General features: G+C 48.3%; 11 protein-coding genes, 1 tRNA gene and 1 other RNA gene. 8 read left to right on the top strand and 5 right to left on the bottom strand.

Features of this window, described 5'->3' with window-relative positions; genetic code table 11:
* Positions 1–60: 60 nt before the first annotated feature.
* Positions 61–813, top strand: a complete 753-nt coding sequence (gene pstB / locus GCE9029_RS08280; RefSeq protein WP_231590948.1) for a phosphate ABC transporter ATP-binding protein PstB — start codon at positions 61–63, stop codon at positions 811–813.
* Positions 814–878: 65 nt separating this feature from the next.
* On the opposite strand, the gene GCE9029_RS08275 is transcribed toward pstB, so the two are convergent.
* Positions 879–2,558 carry an amidohydrolase gene (locus GCE9029_RS08275; protein WP_062662508.1) on the bottom strand — a complete coding sequence of 560 codons (1,680 nt, stop codon included), beginning with the start codon at positions 2,556–2,558 and terminating at the stop codon, positions 879–881.
* A gap of 128 nt (positions 2,559–2,686) precedes the next feature.
* On the opposite strand from GCE9029_RS08275, the gene GCE9029_RS08270 reads away from it, so the two are divergent.
* The 3 genes from GCE9029_RS08270 (at position 2,687) to GCE9029_RS08260 (ending at position 3,997) form a co-directional block, all read left to right on the top strand.
* A complete protein-coding gene (locus GCE9029_RS08270; protein ID WP_062662506.1) occupies positions 2,687–3,574 on the top strand; it encodes a LysR family transcriptional regulator in 888 nt (295 codons plus the stop codon).
* 141 nt (positions 3,575–3,715) lie between these two features.
* A tRNA-Ser gene (locus tag GCE9029_RS08265) sits at positions 3,716–3,806 on the top strand.
* Between the two features lie 44 nt (positions 3,807–3,850).
* Positions 3,851–3,997: non-coding RNA, RtT sRNA (locus GCE9029_RS08260), on the top strand.
* 293 nt (positions 3,998–4,290) lie between these two features.
* Here the strand turns inward: GCE9029_RS08260 and GCE9029_RS08255 are convergent.
* A complete protein-coding gene (locus GCE9029_RS08255) occupies positions 4,291–8,211 on the bottom strand; it encodes a calcium-binding protein (RefSeq protein WP_062662504.1) in 3,921 nt (1,306 codons plus the stop codon).
* 502 nt (positions 8,212–8,713) lie between these two features.
* On the opposite strand from GCE9029_RS08255, the gene GCE9029_RS08250 reads away from it, so the two are divergent.
* Positions 8,714–9,184 (top strand): phosphatase PAP2 family protein, encoded by a 471-nt coding sequence (locus GCE9029_RS08250; RefSeq protein ID WP_062662502.1) that lies wholly within the window; start codon positions 8,714–8,716, stop codon positions 9,182–9,184.
* Between the two features lie 54 nt (positions 9,185–9,238).
* Here GCE9029_RS08250 and GCE9029_RS08245 read toward each other — a convergent pair whose 3' ends face one another.
* Complete coding sequence (locus tag GCE9029_RS08245) at positions 9,239–10,129, bottom strand: LysR family transcriptional regulator (RefSeq protein WP_062662500.1); 891 nt, start codon at positions 10,127–10,129, stop codon at positions 9,239–9,241.
* Between the two features lie 125 nt (positions 10,130–10,254).
* Between GCE9029_RS08245 and GCE9029_RS08240 the strand changes: the two genes are divergently transcribed.
* From GCE9029_RS08240 to GCE9029_RS08230, 3 genes are all read left to right on the top strand, one after another.
* Positions 10,255–12,192 carry an amidohydrolase gene (locus tag GCE9029_RS08240; protein WP_062662498.1) on the top strand — a complete coding sequence of 646 codons (1,938 nt, stop codon included), beginning with the start codon at positions 10,255–10,257 and terminating at the stop codon, positions 12,190–12,192.
* Between the two features lie 267 nt (positions 12,193–12,459).
* The gene (gene galE / locus GCE9029_RS08235) at positions 12,460–13,467 is read left to right on the top strand and encodes a UDP-glucose 4-epimerase GalE (RefSeq protein WP_062662496.1); all 1,008 of its coding nucleotides are present in this window, start codon (positions 12,460–12,462) and stop codon (positions 13,465–13,467) included.
* 479 nt (positions 13,468–13,946) lie between these two features.
* Positions 13,947–15,863: a methyl-accepting chemotaxis protein gene (locus GCE9029_RS08230; protein ID WP_062662494.1), complete on the top strand. Its 1,917-nt coding sequence runs from the start codon at positions 13,947–13,949 to the stop codon at positions 15,861–15,863.
* A 111-nt stretch (positions 15,864–15,974) separates the two neighbouring features.
* Here GCE9029_RS08230 and mngB read toward each other — a convergent pair whose 3' ends face one another.
* Both mngB and mngA read right to left on the bottom strand, forming a co-directional pair.
* Positions 15,975–18,617 (bottom strand): mannosylglycerate hydrolase, encoded by a 2,643-nt coding sequence (gene mngB, locus GCE9029_RS08225; RefSeq protein WP_062662492.1) that lies wholly within the window; start codon positions 18,615–18,617, stop codon positions 15,975–15,977.
* 96 nt (positions 18,618–18,713) lie between these two features.
* Entirely contained in the window at positions 18,714–20,651 is a 1,938-nt protein-coding gene (gene mngA / locus GCE9029_RS08220) for a PTS 2-O-a-mannosyl-D-glycerate transporter subunit IIABC (RefSeq protein ID WP_062662489.1), read from the bottom strand.
* Positions 20,652–20,796: the final 145 nt, after the last annotated feature.

Below are 20,796 nucleotides of genomic sequence, written 5' to 3'. Positions count from 1 at the left end.
GCTGAAAAAACTGCAGCCCCTAAAGAGACCTGTGGTCTGCCATTTGTCACGGCTCCTCGCATGACAGCACGCGATGTTAGCGTGAGCTACGAAGGCGGCGCGAAATCAGCAATTCGTAACATCAATCTCGACATCGGTGAGAAACAAGTACTGGCGATGATTGGCCCTTCAGGTTGTGGTAAATCTACTTTCCTGCGCTGTCTGAACCGTATGAACGACACCGTACCGGGTTGTGAAGTGAAAGGTGAAATCCTGCTGGATGGTCATAACATCTATGCCAAAGAGCAGGAAATCGTTGAGCTTCGTTCACAGGTGGGTATGGTATTCCAGCGCCCGAACCCGTTCCCGAAATCTATTTACGACAACGTGGCTTACGGCCCGCGTATTCATGGTTTGGTAGATGGCAAAGATGAACTGGATGGCGTGATTGAAGAATCGCTGCGCCGTGCAGGTCTTTGGGCTGAAGTGGCAGACCGCCTTGATCAGCCAGCAACCGGTTTGTCTGGTGGTCAGCAACAGCGTCTGTGTATCGCCCGTACTATAGCGATTGCACCAGAAGTTATTCTGATGGATGAGCCATGTTCAGCGCTTGACCCGATTGCTACGGGCATCATCGAAGAGCTGATCAGCGAGCTGAAAGAGAACTTCAGTATCGTGATGGTCACGCACTCCATGTCACAGGCGAAGCGTGTTTCCGATCGCACCGCATACTTCCACTTGGGTGACCTCGTAGAAGTGAACGAAACAGCGCGTGTTTTCGAAGACCCAGAGCACAAGTTGACTCGAGACTACATCGGTGGCCGTTTCGGCTAATTGCTGACGCCAGAAATTCAAAAGGCGGACACATTGTCCGCCTTTTTTCTGTCAGTCGATGACTATTAGCCAGCGTATTTGAAGACAGTGTTACCGTCTTTAATGGTCTCTAGTACCTGAATGTCTTTGATTTCCATCGGTTCGACGGCCAGTGGTTTTTTGTCCAGCACGACTAAATCCGCGCGTTTGCCTACTTCAATGGTGCCTTTTTCGTCTTCCTCAAAGTTCTGATAAGCAGCAGTTTTGGTGACGGCTTCCAGCGCTTGGTAAGGAGTGATTCTGTGGTATTCACCTAACACTTCACCTGAACGCGTAACTCGGTTTACGGCTGTCCACATATTGAGCAACTGGTCAGGGAAAGCAACCGGCGCATCCATATGAATGGTGTAAGTCAGTCCGAATTCATTTGCCCAGCCCATAGGGGAGATGTTTGATGCTCTCCAAGGACCAAGCACTGAATCGCGGTGGTAATCACCCCAGAAGAAGGTATGGGCAGGGAAATAAGACACCATCATACCTGCATCTCGCATACGTTTAATCTGGTCCAGGCGCATAGTTTGCGCGTGAATCGTGGTAGTTCGGTGGTCACGGTCCCCGTACTTCGCATTTGCCTTTTCAACGGCATTCAGAAGCAGGTCAGCTGCCGCATCACCGTTTGCGTGACTGATAAGCTGAGCGTTATTTTTGAATGCCAAATCCACGTAGTGATTCATTTCATCTTGGTTGAGTACCGGATAGCCGTGGTAGTGATAGGAGTGGCTATGAGGCACTTCGAAGTATGGCGTTGATAGGAATGCGGTTTTGCCTTGAGGGGAGCCATCCCCGGTAATTTTCATACCAGCAAGCTTCAGCCTGTTGCTGTATTCGCCAAGCTTCATGTTTTTAAGTACAGTTTCGAAGTCGACCCATTTTGCATAAGCCAGCACATCGATTTTCAACTCGCCGGCATCGGCCATTGATTTAATCAATCCTAAGGTTGAGGCTGTGGCTAGTCCTTCCTGCGCGGTTGTTACCCCATAACGCGCGAATAGATCCTGAGCTTTGTTAAAGTTTTCGATGGCTTCTTCTTGGCTACCTACAGTCAGGTGAGGAAAGAGAGCATAGGTGGCAGATTCTTCTAGCAGGCCAGTCAGCGCACCACCTTCATCTTTGTGGATCACGCCACCACTTGGATTCTCTGATGCATCGGAATAACCGATTTTTGCCAGCCCTGCACTGTTACAAACACCCAGATGCCCAGACACATGCATCATACAAAGGCTGAAGTCTCCCGTTACTTTGTCCAGCTCCTGCTTATTAGGGTGGCGTTTTTCTTCCAGGACCGAATCGTCATAGCCAAACGCGATATGCAAAATGCTTTTATCCAAGTCTTGGGAGAAATGGGCCGACAACTGTTTTTGGATAGCTGGAATACTGTCACTGGTTCCCATTGGGGAAGGGTAAACAAATAGTGAGTTTGCCAGCGGGATGTAGTTGGCAAAGTGGCCATGGGAATCAATAAAGCCGGGTGCGACTGTTTTCCCCTCAAGGTCACGAATTTCTGTTGTGCTTCCTTTTGTTTTTAGGACTTCTGTTGTGCTGCCGACGGCAACGATTTTTCCGTCTTTGATTGCCACTGCTTCGGCGCTTGCCTGTTCGCCGGTAACGGTGATGATGTCTCCGTTTTTTAAAATCAGATCCGGTGCGGCTAGCGCCATGGTAGAGGAGAGTGCAAGAGCGATAACCGAAAGCAGGAAGATTTTCATTTCGACCTCTGAGTTTAGTTTTTGTTTTAAATGATTTTTTGAACTTGTCGCTATTTTTAAACGAATATCTAATACCACCAAGTCAGTTTTGTTAGGGTATTACTAACAAAAGGCATGGAATAGACGAAATGCATACATTGGAACAACTCACTACCTTTATCGCGGTCTATGAAAAAGGTTCGTACAGTGCTGCGGCGAAGCTGTTGAGGAAATCGCGCACCACGGTACGTGAGCACGTGATGGCATTTGAAGATGGAGTGGGGTATTCACTATTTGTTATTGAAGGTCGAAAGGCAATCCCCACCGACAAGGCCAGCAAGCTGTATTTTCAAGCCAAAGTAGTAGAGAAACAAAACAGAGAGCTTTTCCACTTCAGCCAAGCCTTATTTGACCGTGATGTGTACTCGGTAACCATTGTTCATGATGTATTTGCCCCTATGACCATGATGGTCAATATCGAAGAGAAAATACGGCAGCATTATCCGAATATCACGGTTAACTGGCTTCACAGAACACGTCCAGAGGCCCTGGAAATGCTCAATGATGGATCAGCAGATCTGGCGTTAATGCCAAACCGCGATATGGTTTTCCCGGAGACGGAAGTGACCTGGAGAAGTATTGCCAACCTACAACTGAAGTGTTTTGCATCCGTCTCGTCTCCGCTGGCTGCTTTGCAAGAAGTCACGATCAATGAACTACAGGGTCAGACACAGTATCTGACGGAGAACTTTCTCGCGTTGGATGTCGGTTTTGCCAAGGTATCTCCACGGCGCCATGTAGTGAGTAACCATGATTTATTGTGTGAGTTGATTAAACGAGATGGGTGGGCAGCCATGCCGACGGATTATCTGTTGCCATACCTAAACTCTGGTGAGCTGGTGGAGCTCAATATCAAAGAATCTCCTATTGGAAAAGGTATAGGGCTCAATGTGTTCTTTGCTATTGGCAAAGATAACCAGCAGGAGTTTGCAGATATCATCGATTGGTTTGAAGAGCAGGGGCGTCAGTTTGGCTGAGCATTTGATTCAATAGCCCGAAAGGGGGCGTTAAGTGTCTGCCAAATAGACTAACTGAGCAAAGCCTGTGCAAACGGACGAATTTCAGGAAATTCGGGCTTTACAAGCTCGCGAGGGCTTTGTAATATGCGCGGCACTTACGGAGAGATGGCTGAGTGGTTGAAAGCACCGGTCTTGAAAACCGGCATACGTTAATAGCGTATCTAGGGTTCAAATCCCTATCTCTCCGCCACATTAGAAAAGGCCGCTGAATTATCAGCGGCCTTTTTGCATTTTTAACCCTCGCAAGAGATAGGGTGCAGAACCCTAGACCCTATGGGTTCAGCCGAGCGAAGCGAGACAACGTTGCCCGGCGAAGCCGAATAGGCAACGGCCCGAAGGGAAGGGCGCGAAGCGACCGTATAAATCCCTATCTCTCCGCCACATTAGAAAAGGCCGCTGAATTATCAGCGGCCTTTTTGCATTTTTAACCCTCGCAAGAGATAGGGTGCAGAACCCTAGACCCTATGGGTTCAGCCGGGCGAAGCGAGACAACGTTGCCCGGCGAAGCCGAATAGGCAACAGCCCGAAGGGAAGGGCGCGAAGCGACCGTATAAATCCCTATCTCTCCGCCACATTAGATTAAGCCCGCTCACTGAGCGGGCTTTTTCGTTTTGGCTTATCCAAATAAAAAAGCGGCTCATCAAGAGCCGCTTTTCAATTAGAACGCCTTGCGACTAGGTGAAATCAAAAAGGTCGGTATGGATGCTATCTGCATCGAATTCTTCCAGTTTGATAAAGACCGATTCATCGCTGTTTGAAATCAGCGTGTTGGTACCGCTTTGTTTAATGTTCAGTTCTGCAAGGCTTGTAGCCAGTGAACTGTCGATCACCAAAATATCGTGGCTTGCGTTAAAGTCGGTCACTGTGTCGGAGCCTGAGTTGCTGTCAAAGAAGAACTTGTCTGCACCTAAGCCACCAGTGAGTGTATCGCGACCTGCACCGCCATTGAGGAAATCATCGCCAATGCCGCCGTTGAGTCTATCCTGACCGGTACCGCCATCCAGAATGTCGTCACCATAGTTGCCTTCCAGTCGGTCATCGCCACTGCCGCCGTATAGCTCATCGTTGTGAGTGCGGTCTTCGGTGTTACCTTTGTCGTAGCTAAAGTCCAGTTTCACGGTGGCGGTATTACCGTCAGCATCAACGAGGTAGTAACTGCCATCTTCGGTTTGAACAATCACAGGTGTGGTTACATCATTCTCGATGCCAGAGATATGGAGTTGAAACTCCAGCTTCCCTTGATCGGAGATGGTGTAAAGGTCAACGCCTTCTGTGGCATTTATCATAGTAAACACTGGTTCGCCTTCTACATAACCTGCTGAAGAATAGCGAGAACCATAGCCTTCAATAGTGTCGGTTAATGTCAGTGCACCATCTGAGCCAATCTCAAATACAAAGATGTCACTGTCTCCTGGGCTTCCATCAACGATGGCGTAAGCGCGACCATCTGTTGTCTCATAAACGTCGACGCCGTTATAGGTACCGATGTTTGGCAGGGCAGCTTCGCTAACCAATGACAAACCACCATTGTTGGGGTCGACAGCGAAAATTGAGAGTTTGTCGCTGCCACTTGAAACCAGATAAGTGTTGGCATTTAGCGTCACCAGATCCAAGCCTGTTCCCCAGTCACCCGTGGCGACGGTGTTACCTGTTTCAGCGATGGTACCAGTTTCAGAATCGTACGTTAGAATATCAATACGATCATTCTGCGCGCGTGCAGCGTAGATATATTCCTGACCATCCAGCGCTTCATAGACCACGTTTTCGCGGACGATACCACCGTTTAAATGTGTTTGTGAGTGGCCGAATCTCAAACCACCTTCGAAGCTGAAGGTTCCATCCTCGGCAATATGCCAAGCAGTGATTGAACCGCTGTTTTGAGAAGTCATAAACAGGGTTGGCGTGCCGTCCACGTTATAGATGTTGGACTGAGTCAGGCCATTTCCGAATGCGCCAATCGGAACCCCGGCATCTGCAATAGCCGCTGAAATGTCTCCAGATGACGTGGTGGTAATTGAAAGGGTGGAACTGTCATACGTCATTCGGTCGGTTTCGGTCAGTGAGCCATCATTTTCGACACGATAAACAATTGCCAGACCGCTGACTGCCCACTGTGTTGACACAACGTAAGCAACACCATCAACAGAGATGGACGTTGTTGTTGCACTGGCTACTTGTGGTCCTTCAATTACCGTTGAGCTTGCTGAAAGTGTCAGGGTTGGCGCTTTACCGTCATCCCCGACAAGGTAGTCATTGCCTTCTCCACCGTAAAGTTTGTCGTTGTCTAGGCCACCTTTCAACGTGTCATCACCAATGCCGCCTTCCAGCTTGTCATTGCCGTCCTGACCATCAAGGTAATCATTGAGCTTACGGTTGTAGAAATCATTGGTATCCAGCTTCACTGAGGCTGTGTCGCCATCAGCATCGACCAAGAAGTAGCTGCCATCTTCTGTCTGCACAATCACTGGCGTAGTCACATCATTTTCGATATCGGCAATGTGTGTTTGGAATACCAATGTCCCGTCATCAGAGATGGTGTAGAGATCAACGCCTTCCGTGGCATTCGCCATCACGAAGACTGGCTCGCCTTCAACATAGCCAGCAGATGAATAACGTGAGCCATAGCCATCAATCGTGTCAGTCAGTGTCATTGAACCGTCGGCACCCAGCTCAAATACGTAGACCTGCCCCTCTCCTGGTTGCCCATCGACAATGGCGTAGGTACTGCCATCTGGCTTCTCATAGATATCAACACTGTTATACCAGCCCAAGCCAGTGACAGATTCTGAGTCTGTTAATGTAAGGCCACCCGTCGTGGCGTCAATGGCATAGATAGAGACGGCGTCGCTGGTTGAAGATACGAGGAAGTCATTGCCGTTAATATTGACGAGATCTAAACCCGTTGGTGCATTGCCGCTTGAAACAGAGCGTCCAGTTTCAGCAATTGCACCCGTGCTTGAGTCGTAGGTAAGAATGTCGACACGGTCATTTTGCGCGCGGGCAGCGTAGATGTACTCTTGACCATCCTGCGCTTCAAAAACCACGTTTTCGCGAACAATACCTGTTTGAGAGTTACCGAAGTTTAGGCCACCTTTCAGTGTAATGGTGCCGTCTGAACCGATATCCCATGCAGTGATAGAGCCGCTGTTTTGAGACGTCAAAAACAGAGTGGGGCTGCCATCCACATCATAGATATTTGAATTTGTCAGCCCGTTCCCAAATGCGCCAACTGGAATACCTAAGGCCGCTGCATCGTCAGCGATGTCACCGGAAGATGAGGTAGAAACAGAACCCGTCGTGTTGTCGTAAATCATGCGGTCGGTTTCGGTGAGAGAGCCATCGCTTTCTACTCTCGAAACGACTACGGTCCCAGCATAAGCCCAATGTGTTGAAACGACGTAAGGGACACCGTCGATAGAAATCGTTGTGGTTGTGCCACCAGCCTCAACGCCACTTTTTACCGCCGAGCCTCCGGCACGGATAGAAAAACCGGCAGCGCTTTCAGTTCCTGTCTCTATTGTCGGGTCGGTTCCGTCATCGCCAACCAGATGGTCATCACCATCTCCGCCAAACAATTGGTCATTACCAATGCCGCCATCGATATAGTCGTTACCGTCACCACCACGGGCTGAGTCGTTGCCATCCTGACCATAAAGAAGGTCATCGCCGACCTGACCCCAGAGGGAGTCATCGTCTACGCCGCCTTTGATGGTGTCAATGCCATTGCCACCCCAAAGAACATCGTTGCCTTCGTCGCCATTGATGGTGTCATCGCCACCATCACCAAAAAGGATGTCATTGCCAGTGCCACCGTTAACGGTGTCGTTGCCATTGCCTCCGCGGGATTTATCGTTACCCGCTCCCGAATGGAGCGTGTCATCACCATCATTCCCGGAAAGTTTGTCTTCACCATCGCCACCGTACAGAGTGTCTTGTCCCAATCCACCTTCGATGGTGTCGTTACCTGCTTCTCCATACAGTGTGTCATTACCTGATCCTCCACGCACCAAGTCATTGCCGACGCCACCGTAGACTTTATCGTCACCCAAGCCACCATAAACAGCGTCGTCTCCTTCTTGGCCGTAGACCGTATCGTTGTCACCCTCGCCATAAATAACATCGTTGCCGGCATTACCGTTTAGTGTGTCATCACCGAATGAACCGAAGAGGATGTCTCTATCGTCGCCACCATTAATAGTGTCGTTACCTTTGCCACCATTAACCATGTCTTCGCCTGCGCCAGCAGAAATGACATCGTTACCATCATTACCGAATAGGCGGTCATTACCAGCACCGCCGTCCAGAATGTCGTTGTCCAGGCCGCCTTCGAGCATATCTTCGCCTTCTCCACCATAGAGAAAATCGATACCTGAGCCGCCACGGAGCCAATCATTGCCAATGCCACCGTGTAATTCGTCATTACCTTTGCCGCCGTATAGCGTGTCATCACCGTCTTCACCGTAGAGAAAGTCATTATCTCGGTAGCCCCGTAAAGTGTCATTCCCACCTTTGCCGTAAATTGTGTCTACAGTATCAGCGGCGGTATCGCCACGCAGATCGTCGTCGTTTTCAGTTCCATTGATGATGTTTGTCATGTCAGCATCCCGCTTGCTAGAAAAGTTTGGTTTGGCCTAAGTAGGCGGAATATTAGTAAGGGCTTTTCCGGAGAGGTAGTACCAGTTTGTCTCACTATCGAGATTTGTTGAGAGGCGGTCTCATTGAGAAATATTTCCATGAATAGATATGCAGTGGACACTGCTTCTGATATGCATCAACAGGATTGTCGGGTAGAAAAATGCATTTTCGATACAAATTCCATATGGCGCTAATTTAGTGACATGTAAAAAACTGCATGATTGCTCATCAATGTGAATCGGTGATCCACCATGAATTGAATTGAAAATATCTATTCATGGACCAAAAAAGCATTAAGTATGAGTTTATTTTTGGCTGATGATAGGGTTGTTAACGCATTGGTGTATCCTTTTTTTGCTAGTTAGCATAAATGTTTGGTTACATTCTTCTCCCCGATTTCATTGAGGATTTTGAGATACTCAACGCATCGTTAGTCCCTTAGTGAGATTAAATCGACGCATAATGAGTACTGTATATCCTCTGATCTTCCTGGCTTCCATTTGGGTCTTCTTCATTGCCCAGATCTCTTCTTCTACCAACTGGCAGTCGGTCAGTGATGTGGGTGCTTATGGTTTGGTAGCCACGGCTCTGGGGTTTCCAATGATTCATGGAGAGTGGCAGGAGTTACAGCAAGCGTTACTGATCATTGCGGGTGCTTCTGGAATAGGCCTTTTAGGTAAGTTCTTCATCGATGCGAAACGACCTGATCTCAGCGGTAACGACAGCTTTCCATCCAATCACACAGCAAATGCCGTCGCAGCTTCCACAGCACTGATGCTTTGCTATGGCTGGTTCATCGGTTTGCTTTCATACGGTGTTGCAGCGTGTGTTGGCCTTGGCAGGGTGAGAGCATTCAAGCACCACTGGCGTGATGTTGTGACGGGTTTAGGTGTCGGTGTTGCTGCGGCAGTGATTGCCATTAAATGGATGTAAACCGACTAGCATAATGAGAGGCCCGCGCTCAGGTGCGGGCTTTTTAGTATCTCTCTACTGGTAATATTTGGCAGCGAACGCTTTGATTGAGGAGAGCAGCGTTTGGAGCTCCGGCGTGCTTTCTATTGCCTCTGGGTAGAAGAAAGAAATGCCCACATTGAGGCTGGAGGCCAGCTCGTCCAGTTGAAGCTTAATGAGGTGTTTCTGTTTTACCGAAGGTTCAGCAAGGCTTTGAGGAATCACTGTCCATCCCTCGTTTTTTACCAACTCCAACAGAATATCGTTGTTGCTGACGATTCTTACATCTGCGGAAACAGAAAACAGTTCGGGTGCACTCACCATCAGGTTTTCACTCAGATATTGCCTTTCGAGTTGTAAATCGCCCACAGTGACTCGCTCCAATTTGGCTAGCGGGTGATGGGGATTGCAATATACATTCAGGTCATCGCTTCCCAGATTGACGAAACCCAACGGGTAAGGCGATTGATTCGAAAGCTTGTATTGCATCAGCGCGAGTTTATTTTTCCCTTCAGAAACGGCTTTTAACGCGTCATCCCGGTTCCTGTGTAACCAGTTCAGTTTGATGTCGGGATAATGTTCATTCATTAAACGTTCAATGTGCAGAATGAGTGGGGCAGGAGCCAGCACATCATGATAGATGTCCAGTTGAGTGATGGGCTCAAGATAGCTTTTCAGCAATCGGGTATTTAGACGCTCACTGTTTTTAACCAAGAGCTGTGCTTGCTTGTAAATCGCCTGACCGGCGTTGGTTGCGACTGCTGACTTCCCTTCAATATCAAAAAGCGCGATGGCGTAGCTGTCTTCGAGTGCTTTGATCTGCTCACGAATAGTCGTTCTGTCTTTACCCAATCTGCGCGCAGCTTTGCTGTAGCTGCCTTCCTCCACTGTTGCGCAGAATGCGGCGAGATGCTCATAAGAGAACATATTCTCTCCATTAACTAATGTTGGGTTTTACCCATCATAATGCATTAGTTAGAACGGTATTTCATTGTTAAATTCTCAACATCGAACAGAGCTCACGAAGCCAAAGTGCTTATATGGGGATAGCGATGAATAGAACAATGAAACTATCAGCAGTGGCAATGTCTATCGCACTACTAACGGCTTGCTCAAAGCAAGCAGACGTTGTGGATTTGGCGGATTTATCCAAAGAAGTATTGGCGAGCCCAGTCACTGTTTTCGTGTCGAACGACATTGTTACCATGTCTGATGTTGCGCCAGAGCAGGTCACTGCTATTGCAGTTCAAAATGGCAAAATTTTAGATTTGGGCGAAAAAGACGCCCTGCTGGAAAAATACCAGGCGCATCCAGAGTTGATTGTAGATAGACAATTTGAAGATAAAGTCCTGACACCAGGCTTTGTCGAACCTCATATCCATTTATGGTTGAGTGCGATTCTCATGAGCACAGACTTCATTACCCCTGCAGACTGGAAACTGCCTTGGGGCGATGTAAAAGGTGTGCACTCAGAAGACGCATTTATTGACCGTCTGATTGAGATCGAGAAGGCGACACCGGAAGGCGAACCATTGATCGTTTGGGGCTATCACAACTTTTTCCATGGCAAAAACATGGGGCGTGATGTGCTGAACCAGATCTCAGAGAATCGCCCGATCATTGTCTGGCACCGAAGCTTCCACGAGCTGTTTTTCAACAATGCCGCGATTGAAATGATGGGTTGGCAAGAGAGTGATTGGTCGGGCGAAGGCTTGGCGTATGAGCAGTTAGACTGGGAACGTGGACACGCATTTGAAAACGGCGGAAAAATCATTCTTCCTGAAACCCTGACGTTTTTGGTAGACAGTGGTCGCTTTGCCACTGGCATGGAGAGAACGCGTGATTATGTGCAATCGGGCGGTATTACCACGGCGATTGACCCAGGTGTGATTGCGACGCCGGAAATGTATGACCAAATGGTTTCTATTTTGCTGGATGATGCTTTCCCTATGGATTACTGGTTAATTCCTGCAGGTAACTTCACTTATTCAGCAGGCGGTTATGATGCTGAGCAAGGTAAGTTGATTGCTGAAGCCCAAACCAGAGACTACAAGGGACAAGACCAAATTCAATGGTTGCCTAAATTCGTGAAACTCTTCTCTGACGGCGCGATGTATAGCCAGCTAATGCAGTTGAAAGATGGCTATATCGACGGTCACCATGGCGAATGGTTGCAAACCCCCGAAGAGCTCGAAGACAGCATGCGCCCATATTGGAATGATGACTATACGATCGTGATTCATGCCAATGGCGACTTGGGATTTGAAAGCGCCTTGGATGTGGTGGACGCGCTGAATGAAGAAACGCCAAGGGAAGATCATCGCACCAGCTTCCACCATTTAGGCATTACTGACAAAGATGATATTCCACGAGCAGTGGAATCTGGTGCTAACTTCAGTGTGAATCCTTATTACACCCACGTGCTGGCAGAGCTCTACAGCAAAGAAGGTGTAGGTAAAGAACGTGCGGAAGTGATGGCGAGAGGGCGTTCATTTATCGATGCGGGTGGGGTTCTTTCTTTGCATTCCGATGCACCAATGGCTCCGGCGCAGCCGCTGGCTTTAGTTTGGGCAGCAGTAAACCGAATCGGCTTGTCTGGCGAGTCGGTGATGGGGCCTGAAGAGCGGATCACAGTAGATGAAGCCATGCGAGCCATTACGATTGATGCCGCATACACAGCACGCTTAGAAGATCAGATCGGCAGCATTGATATTGGCAAATACGCTAACTTTACTGTGCTTGAGCAAAGCCCATATAACGTGGAGCCTGAAAGCATTAGAGATATTGATATTGCTGCGACTGTTTACCGGGGCGTTGCGACAGAGATCGACGTGGCGAATGCTGGCCTTGAAACCTCTGACAATAACCAAACGGTATTGAAACTGATGAGCCGGATACCATCAGCCAGTCTTGGCCATAGCCATGCGAATGGTGATGTCTGTGACAGTGCTTTGCTGTTCCAACAGGCGATGTACGAAGCCATCAGATAATAGGGCTAAAACCCAACGAAGCCGCTGCATAATTCAGCGGCTTTTTCTATTTACATTCGAATTAAATCCACTGTAAAACCGCAACGTTTACCTTTTCATATTCGAGCCAGTTATTCGAATTTGCGCCTAACACAGTGGTTTTTATGTGATTCGATGTATGTAACTGGCACTTCTTACATGCTCAGGTATAGTGGTCGCCATAAGAAATCCGTGCTTGAATTGAACCTAGACACGGAAACTAAAATCACAACCCAATTGAGATTTGACATGAACGTACTCGTAACTGGCGGCGTTGGCTATATTGGCAGCCATACCTGTGTTCAAATGATTGAAGCAGGTTTGAATCCCATCCTTCTCGACAACCTTCACAACAGTAAACTTGCTGTGCTTGAGCGCATTGAACAACTGACGGGTAAAAAGCCGACGTTTTATCAGGGCGACATCCGTGACAAAGCTTTTCTGGCCTCCGTGTTTGAAAAAGAAAACATTGATGCAGTCATTCACTTTGCTGGCTTGAAAGCGGTGGGTGAGTCGGTTGAGAAGCCGCTGGAATACTACGACAACAACGTTAACGGTACTCTGGTGCTGGTGGATGCGATGCGTGATGCAGGCGTTCACTCGCTGATCTTCAGTTCGTCGGCAACTGTTTACGGTGATCCAGCTTCTGTGCCAATCCGTGAAGATTTCCCAACGTCAGCGACCAACCCTTATGGCCGCAGTAAGCTGATGGTGGAAGAGTGTCTGACAGATTTCCAGAAAGCGAACCCAGACTGGAGCATTACGCTGCTTCGCTATTTCAACCCAGTCGGCTCGCACAAGTCGGGTGAAATGGGTGAAGACCCACAGGGTATTCCAAACAACCTGATGCCGTTTATTTCACAAGTGGCCGTTGGTCGCCGTGAATTCCTGTCTGTGTTCGGTGATGATTACCCAACCCGTGATGGTAGTGGGGTGCGTGACTACATCCACGTTGTTGATTTAGCAGAAGGTCACCTTGCTGCGCTTGATAAAGTCGGCAAGAAATCGGGCCTACACATCTACAACCTCGGAACTGGCGACGGTAAGAGCGTGCTGGAAATGGTAGCAGCGTTCAGTGAAGCATGCGGTAAGGAAATTGCTTACCAAATCGCACCGCGTCGCCCAGGTGACATTGCAGAGTGTTGGGCAGACCCTGCCAAAGCGCAGCAAGATCTCGGTTGGAAGGCAACCCATACCTTGAATGACATGGTAGAAGATACCTGGCGCTGGCAGTCAAAGAACCCGAACGGTTATTAAACTGACTGTAACCAAGAGATAAACGACAAAGCCCGCTGAAACCAGCGGGCTTTTTATATATATACCCAAACAACCTGAATCCGGCATCTTCAGGTCGTTTGGGTACACCCCTATTTTGTGACTTTCATTCAGTCTATTTATCACCAGAAAATGAAGGTTCTATATATCAAGCCTTTGCTATTAAAACTCCGGGAAAATCCATCTTAAGTTCCTGATTGTTCGAATTCTGAAAAGTGATTCTTGTTCCTTGAATATTGCTGTGTAATGAAAATATGTATCAATATTTCAATGGTTATCAATATGGCGATTTTCGTTTTTATATTGTGTCATGCTTATATCTAATGACACAGACGGTAGTGCGGTGTCCGACATTCTTTCTTAGAGGCATGAATAAAGCGGTTTTGCGGTCCTGCTTTTAATCTCATGAATAAAAAAGACTTTATTGGCCATGTTGCCTGAAGAAGTAGGGATTTAGGATTATGGTGAAACTCATAAACCTTGGTTTCAAACAAAGAGTTATTGCAATATCTGCCGTTCTACTTACCTTATCACTAAGTATTTCAAGTTATCTTTCCTATTATTTCCTGAGTGAAGAAAAGACTGAAAGTATTGATGAAAGTATATCAATTCGTGTTGATGCTGCGGGTGATGCTGTAGAACGTTGGATCAACCGTGTGTCTATTTCTCTTCAAAAAAATGCTCCTTTTTTTTCCGAGCCCTTGTCTGATGAACAGATCTTGGTGTCCACCAATCAAATTAAAAAATCTTCTCAGGTTTTCGCCATTATCGTTGGGTTTGAAAACGGCAACGCGTTCAGTTCCAATTCCGGGAAATACGACCCTAATGCCTACGATCCTCGTGGGCGAGGCTGGTATAAAGCCGCAAAAGAAAAACGTGGCACCATCATTACAGATATTTATACCGGCGCGACAACGAAAAAATTGATGGTGAGTATTGCTGAGCCTTTTTATGAAGGAAATACGTTAAAGGGCGTGCTTCTTGCTGATCTGACGCTGGATATCATTGGAGCGCACATAGGCAAGGGATTGCCCGAAAGTGGTATTGCGTCATTGTTTGATGAGAGAGGTGTGGTCATCGCGTCTTCTAGCCAGAAAAGTAAACCGGGCGAAACCACAATCAGTTCGATTCCAGAACTTGCTGACTATCAGGATGAGCTTTTAGCACCCGGCTATGGCGACTTTGACTACCAAAGTAGTGGAAGAACCAGAACGGCGTACCACAACCAAATAGAACTTGGGTTTGGGAAATCTTGGTACTACGTGGTGAGTGTGGATCAAAACACGGCTTATCAGTCTCTTGATGCGTTAATCCAGCGCATGCTTTGGGTTTCAGTCGCTTTGCTTCTGATATCGATTGCTGTGTTGGTGTTTGTTCTGCAGCGATTGTTCCGACCGATTATTGGACTTCAGCAGAAAATTGAAGAGCTTACTCAGGGAGATGGCGATCTGACCAAGCATTTAGAGGTCACGAGTAAAGATGAAATCGGCAATGTTGCAATGAGTGTGAATACGCTAATGCAGCAACTGGGTGCCATGATCTCCAAGACAAAATCATTGGGAGACAAAGTGGGTTCTGGCATGGAAGCGTCAACATTGAGTGCGTCAGAAGCCAGAGCACAGATTGAAACTCAAATGAATGAGGTCGATCAGTTAGCCACAGCGATTAACCAGATGTCGGTAAGTGCCAAAGAGGTGGCTAACCATTCCCAGCTCGCATCTGAGTCTGCACAGAGTGCCAGTACTAATGTAGATCGCAGTGCGCAATTGGTAGAAAGCTCAGCGCGTTCTACCGCAGCTTTGTCGAATCAAGTACAGGAAGCGGTGACAGTGGTATCTGATCTTAACGCTTCTGCATTGGGTATAGACTCCGTGCTGAGTGTGATTACAGACATCGCAGAGCAAACCAACCTGTTAGCCTTGAATGCGGCTATCGAAGCTGCCCGTGCTGGAGACAGTGGCCGTGGGTTCGCAGTGGTGGCGGATGAAGTGAGAAAGCTGGCGCAGAAAACTCAGCAGTCGACTGAAGAAATCGGCAGCATGATTGAAACCCTGCAAAGTGGCGCAAGAAAAGCTCTGGAAGTGATGGAGTCCAGCCAACAGGAAGTGGGGCAAACCCTTGAACACTCAAAAGATGCGGATACTGAACTGCAATCTATTCGTCAGGCAGTAGCTCAAATCACCGACATGATTTATCAAATTGCTGCCGCGGCGGAAGAGCAAAGCATTGTCTGTGAAGAGGTGAACCGCAATGCTCAGGCAACAAAAGACATTTCGGTCGAGGTATCGAGGTTAGTAAATGAGATGCACGATGTGATTGATGGGCAAAAACAAAATGTGTCTGACCAGAACGACGTACTGGGCCAGTTTAAGGTTTAGAGAGAAAAAGATTTCAATGCAATAAGGTCTGAAAGTAAGCCACACGGCAACAAAGACCCCCGCATCACAGCGGGGGCTTTTTTTGTGGTTTAGGTTTCACTACGGTTGGTATCAAAACTTAACGAGATACGATTTCGCCTGACAAGGCTTGAGAGTGCCAAACTCGGTATCCGTTGTTGGCGCTGGCTCCAGTGGTTTCTCATCCATACTGACTTGCTGCCAGGAAGAAACAGGGAGGTTAAAGCTGACTTCGTCCTTCAGTTCACCCGCTTCCGCTGGGTTGTAGACACGAAGCACCAAGCCTTGTTCATCTTCAGCTTTCTTGAGCACGCTTAGCACCGCGCCGCGTTTGCCTTTAGAAAACAGGCTGTAGGTCAGAGGCTTGTCCTGCTTGCCAACATTCAACTTCATCGCGTTGTAAGGGATCTTGTTGTAACACTGGATTGGCGTCACGTTGTCGCGCGCTTCTGCCATGATGTTTGCACTGATGTGGTCCCCTTCGTAACCAAATAAGGCAAACTCGCACACCAACTTGCCGCGGGTTTGTGAATCCGGCGTCGGGATCTTGATGCCTGAAGGGCGACCCGGACGCAGCAGCAACTCTTCTTTACCCAGCGTACCAATGCCGCGCAGCAGGGTGAGTGCAAAGGTGTCACGCTCTTGGTTGCCTTGACGCGCAATGATTTCAAATTCACGAAGGCCGTTGGTCATCAGTGCCATACCGCCAGCATTGTTTTCTAATGCTGCAAAGTTCATCAGCTGATAAACCGGTACAGGCGCCTCTTTCCAGCCTTCCTGTTCCCACACTGCCATTGCTGGGTCATTCGTTGGACGTGTGATCAGGCCAAACTGGTTATCTGCTACCACGGTTTCCGACACAAATGGCGTTGGGATCAGCACACGGACGCGATGGTCATCGGCTTGGTTATCCAGCTCCATGCGCACTTCAATTCGGCGACTGCCTTGCTTCAACACCACCTGACACTGCACATCCAGAGAACCGTTCTGACCTGTGCGCTCTTCGCGCTCTTGAAGGTTTGCCGGAATTGCCATGCGAAGCTCGATATTGGCAACAGACTGGAAGCCTTGGTGCTGGATATCGGTTTTCGCTTCAAACTCATCAGAGTAAAGCAGCCACTCCTGACGGGATGGAGAATAATCGTACTCGTCCCCGTCGTCAGAGCCATCTTCAATACGCAGAGCCTGGTCATAGGTGTGCTGAGTCTCTTTATCGAAAATAGTCAGCGTACCGTTGTTGTTCACATTGATGCGGTAGAATTCGTTCTCCAGCACGTACTCGTTTTGCACCACCACTTTGGTTTTGCCTTTGGTGTGCGGTTCAATGTGCAGCGTGGTGTAACCCATGGCTGGCACTTCTTGTCTGAACTGGATGTCGTATTCGATAAATGGGTCGTAATTACCGTAATGAACGATCTGACGGTCAATCTTGCCCGGATCGATAATGCGCTGATCCTGAATGAAATATTCAATCGCATTGCCGTTGTCATCAAACAGATTGAATGCATTCGCCCGCAGGGTGATGGTGGTGTTAATCACTTCTTCACGTGCGTATGGCGACAGGTTGAACATCGCGAGCTTGTCACAACCTTCACGGGTTGGCATGTGGTCAACAATCTTACGTTTGTAGAAGTTGATCAGGTTGGTCGCCATGTCATCCGCAAGGATGTAACGGTTGAGAATTTCAGCGTGAACTTTGTCTGAGCAGCAGCAGCCAATGGAATCGTGGGCATGGTTCTTCATGCTCTCTTTCCACATTTTTTCAATCAAGCCATGATGGTATTCAAAGCCCAATGTCCATGCGATAGATGCCAGCGGTTCCAGGATGTTGACGATCTTGTTTTCCACTTCGGCGTGGATCAATTTGATATCCATACGCGTCGAAGAAATGGTGCGGTGAACACGCATGTATTTACCGTCGTTGAATTCGCCTTTGATGGTGTCCAACTGGTCACGCATGGCTTCGATTCGTTCAAAGACTTCTTCATAGCGGCTCATCACGAACTCACGATCCGGATAGATTTCGCGAAGCTTGTCCATTACCTCGAAGATGTCTTCCTGAATCGGCATTTGGTCATGGCCGTTTGGCAACAGAATGTCTTTCGTGACGGATGGTGCTTCCAGCACAGGAAAGTACTTGTCTAAACGGTCACGCAGACCTTTTTCATCTTGAGGCAGGTACTTACCAATCGCATAACCCAGAGGCAGCACTTGCGCAGTCACTTCGCTGCCATCGTTGGATTGCCAGATAAATTCGGTTTTGTTGGTACCGTGGCGCTCTGAACAGCCACGCCAGAACATGGCGCGGTCAATACCAAAGCCGTTGTAAATCATTGGAAGTTGAGAACTCATGGAGAAAGAGTCTGGCAGGTAACCAATCTTCATTGGCTCGCCAAGCGCCAGACAGTCGCGGATGCCATAAAGCATGTTGCGAACAATGGATTCGCCGGAAACCTGCATGGTATCCGTTTGGGAATACCATGGGCCGACAATCAGTTTGCCAGCTTGAACCAGTGCTTTCACACGTTCTTTATTCTCGGGCTTAATTGCAAAGTAGTCTTCTAATACTGCGGTCTGTCCATCTAATACGTAGTACTTGTATGCAGGGTCGTTTTCCAGACGCTGCATGATTTCTTCCATGTTGTTGACCAGAAGGATGCGAGACTCTTCCGTCGTGAAATACCATTCACGGTCCCAGTGCATGTGTGGAGTGATATGTACGCGTGATGTAACCATTAGAGTTTACCTATTGAGCGAAAGGGCTCGACAATCAAATTGAATAATTGGTTTTTCGGGGCACCGAACTTGGGTGCCCCATTCATTGTTTTGTTATTAGTTAGCTGTGGCGTCTTGTACTGTGTATTTGCCGCTACGAACGGCATGTGAACGCCAGGCAATCAGGGTTGCCGTAGAAATTGCAGCACCAATCAATGCTGCTCCGAACCAGATAGCTGCCGCCGCGAAAGCGCCCAGACCACTATCGTGAAGCAAGAACAGAGAGAAGATACCTGCGCCCGGTGTTGAAAGACCGATGCCCGCAGCACCTACCATGGCACCTGTCACCACAGAGCCCAGCAAGAAAGAGCCGATAACACGAATTGGGTCTTCAATCGCCATTGGGATTGCCCCCTCGGTGATACCTGCAAGGCCGAGCAGCCAAGTCGATTTACCCAGCTCAATTTCGAAGTCTTTGAACAAGCGAGGCATCAGCAAAGTGGAAGCTGTCACGGTGAACGCTGAAACCATTTTCACCGAACCGAAGATGGCGTAAGGGCCATAAACACCGTTTGCCATTGCACCCAGACAGAAGGCATAAGCCGCTTTGTTTACTGGGCCACCTAAGTCGAATGAAACGAACAGGCCTATCACAGCGCCAAGCAGCAGGGCGTTAGTGCCAGACATGCCGTTCAACCAGTCAGTCAGGCCTTGGTTCAGCCAGGCAACAGGCTTACCGATAACAAACAGCATCAGAGAGCCAGCAACCAGAGTGCCAATCACTGGGTAGAGGTAGAAGGTCATGAAGCCGTTAAAGGTAGGGCTGAGACGAACATTCTCTTTCACCCAGCGCATGACATAACCGGCAATCAGACCACCGACAACGCCGCCGAGGAAACCAGAACCAATCAGGTTTGCCGCAATACCTGCTGCAAAGCCAGGGCCAAGCGCCGGTTTATCAGCCAGTGAATAGGCGGTATACGCTGCAAGAACAGGAACCATCAGGGTACCAAGCAATCCGCCACCCAGTTTGCGGTACATATTCAGCCAAGAACCGTCAGTCGCGTAGAGCTCTTGCAAGTCAAAGATTTGAGCAAGTAATACTGCAACGGCGAGAACGGTACCACCGGCAACGATGAGAGGAACGGCGTAGGAAATACCGGAAAGGAGTGCCTGTTTGAGTTCCGTTTTCAGAGGAAGGCGTTTTGGCTTGTCATCAGTGATCACTGCACGTTCAGCACCACTGCCATTTTTCGAGGCTTCCAATGCTTCATTCAGAATGCGCTCAGCGTGCTTAATAGGCTCTGCAACCGCGACTTCAACGCGTGGAATGCCCTGAAAGCGTTCAAGCTCTTTGATGGCGACTTCTGCTGCGAACACACAAGCTTCGGCTTTGTTCAGCTGTTCCGCCGTCAGGCGATCTTCAATACCATTCGCGCCTTGCTTCTCGACGTACACGTTAATGCCCATCTTCTTACCGGCTTTTTCTAAATACTCCGCAGCCATATATGTGTGCGCGATACCTGCTGGGCAAGCAGTGACACATACAACTGTGGGTAAATTTGTATCTATTTTGTATTCTTCTTTGGGTTCGGTTTCTTCTTGGTTATCGAGTAAAGCCATCACTTCTTCTACGCTGGTGGCTTTCAGCATAGCTTCGCGAACGTCGTCATCGACCAGCGTGGTGGTCAACTCCGTCAGAAGTTGCATGTGGGTAGAGCCGGCTTCTGCGTTAGGGATGGCAATCAGGAAAATCAGGTTGACGTCTTCTTCTTCGTCAATGCCTTGCCATTTAAGATCTCGAGTCAATGTTGCCATTGCGAACCCAGATTCTTTTACGGCATCTGTCTTACCATGAGGTACTGCTAAACCCTCACCAATGGCGGTTGGACCTTGCTCTTCGCGTGCAAATACTGCGTCCAGATATTGCTGTTTGTCATGGAGTTTTCCGTGTTGTTCTAATTGGTCGGCAAGGGCTCGAATCGCCTCATCTCGACTACTAAAAGTCGTTTGTAAATTAATCAGCGATGGGTGGGTCAGAGAGGTTAGGTTCATAACATTTTTCCCATTTTCACGTTATTCATTGTTGTCCCTACAACAATGCGTGAATAATACCTTTATAATACAAATATGAAGTGATAGAGATCTCGTATTCCGTAATAAATGTATTTTACTTGTATTGCTTTCTAAGTGGAATGCT

Origin of the sequence: Grimontia celer (genome assembly GCF_900055185.1) — a bacterium.
Classification (GTDB): domain Bacteria; phylum Pseudomonadota; class Gammaproteobacteria; order Enterobacterales; family Vibrionaceae; genus Enterovibrio; species Enterovibrio celer.
Note: the sequence above shows the minus strand (reverse complement) of the source record. Positions and strands in the feature narration are given on the sequence as shown.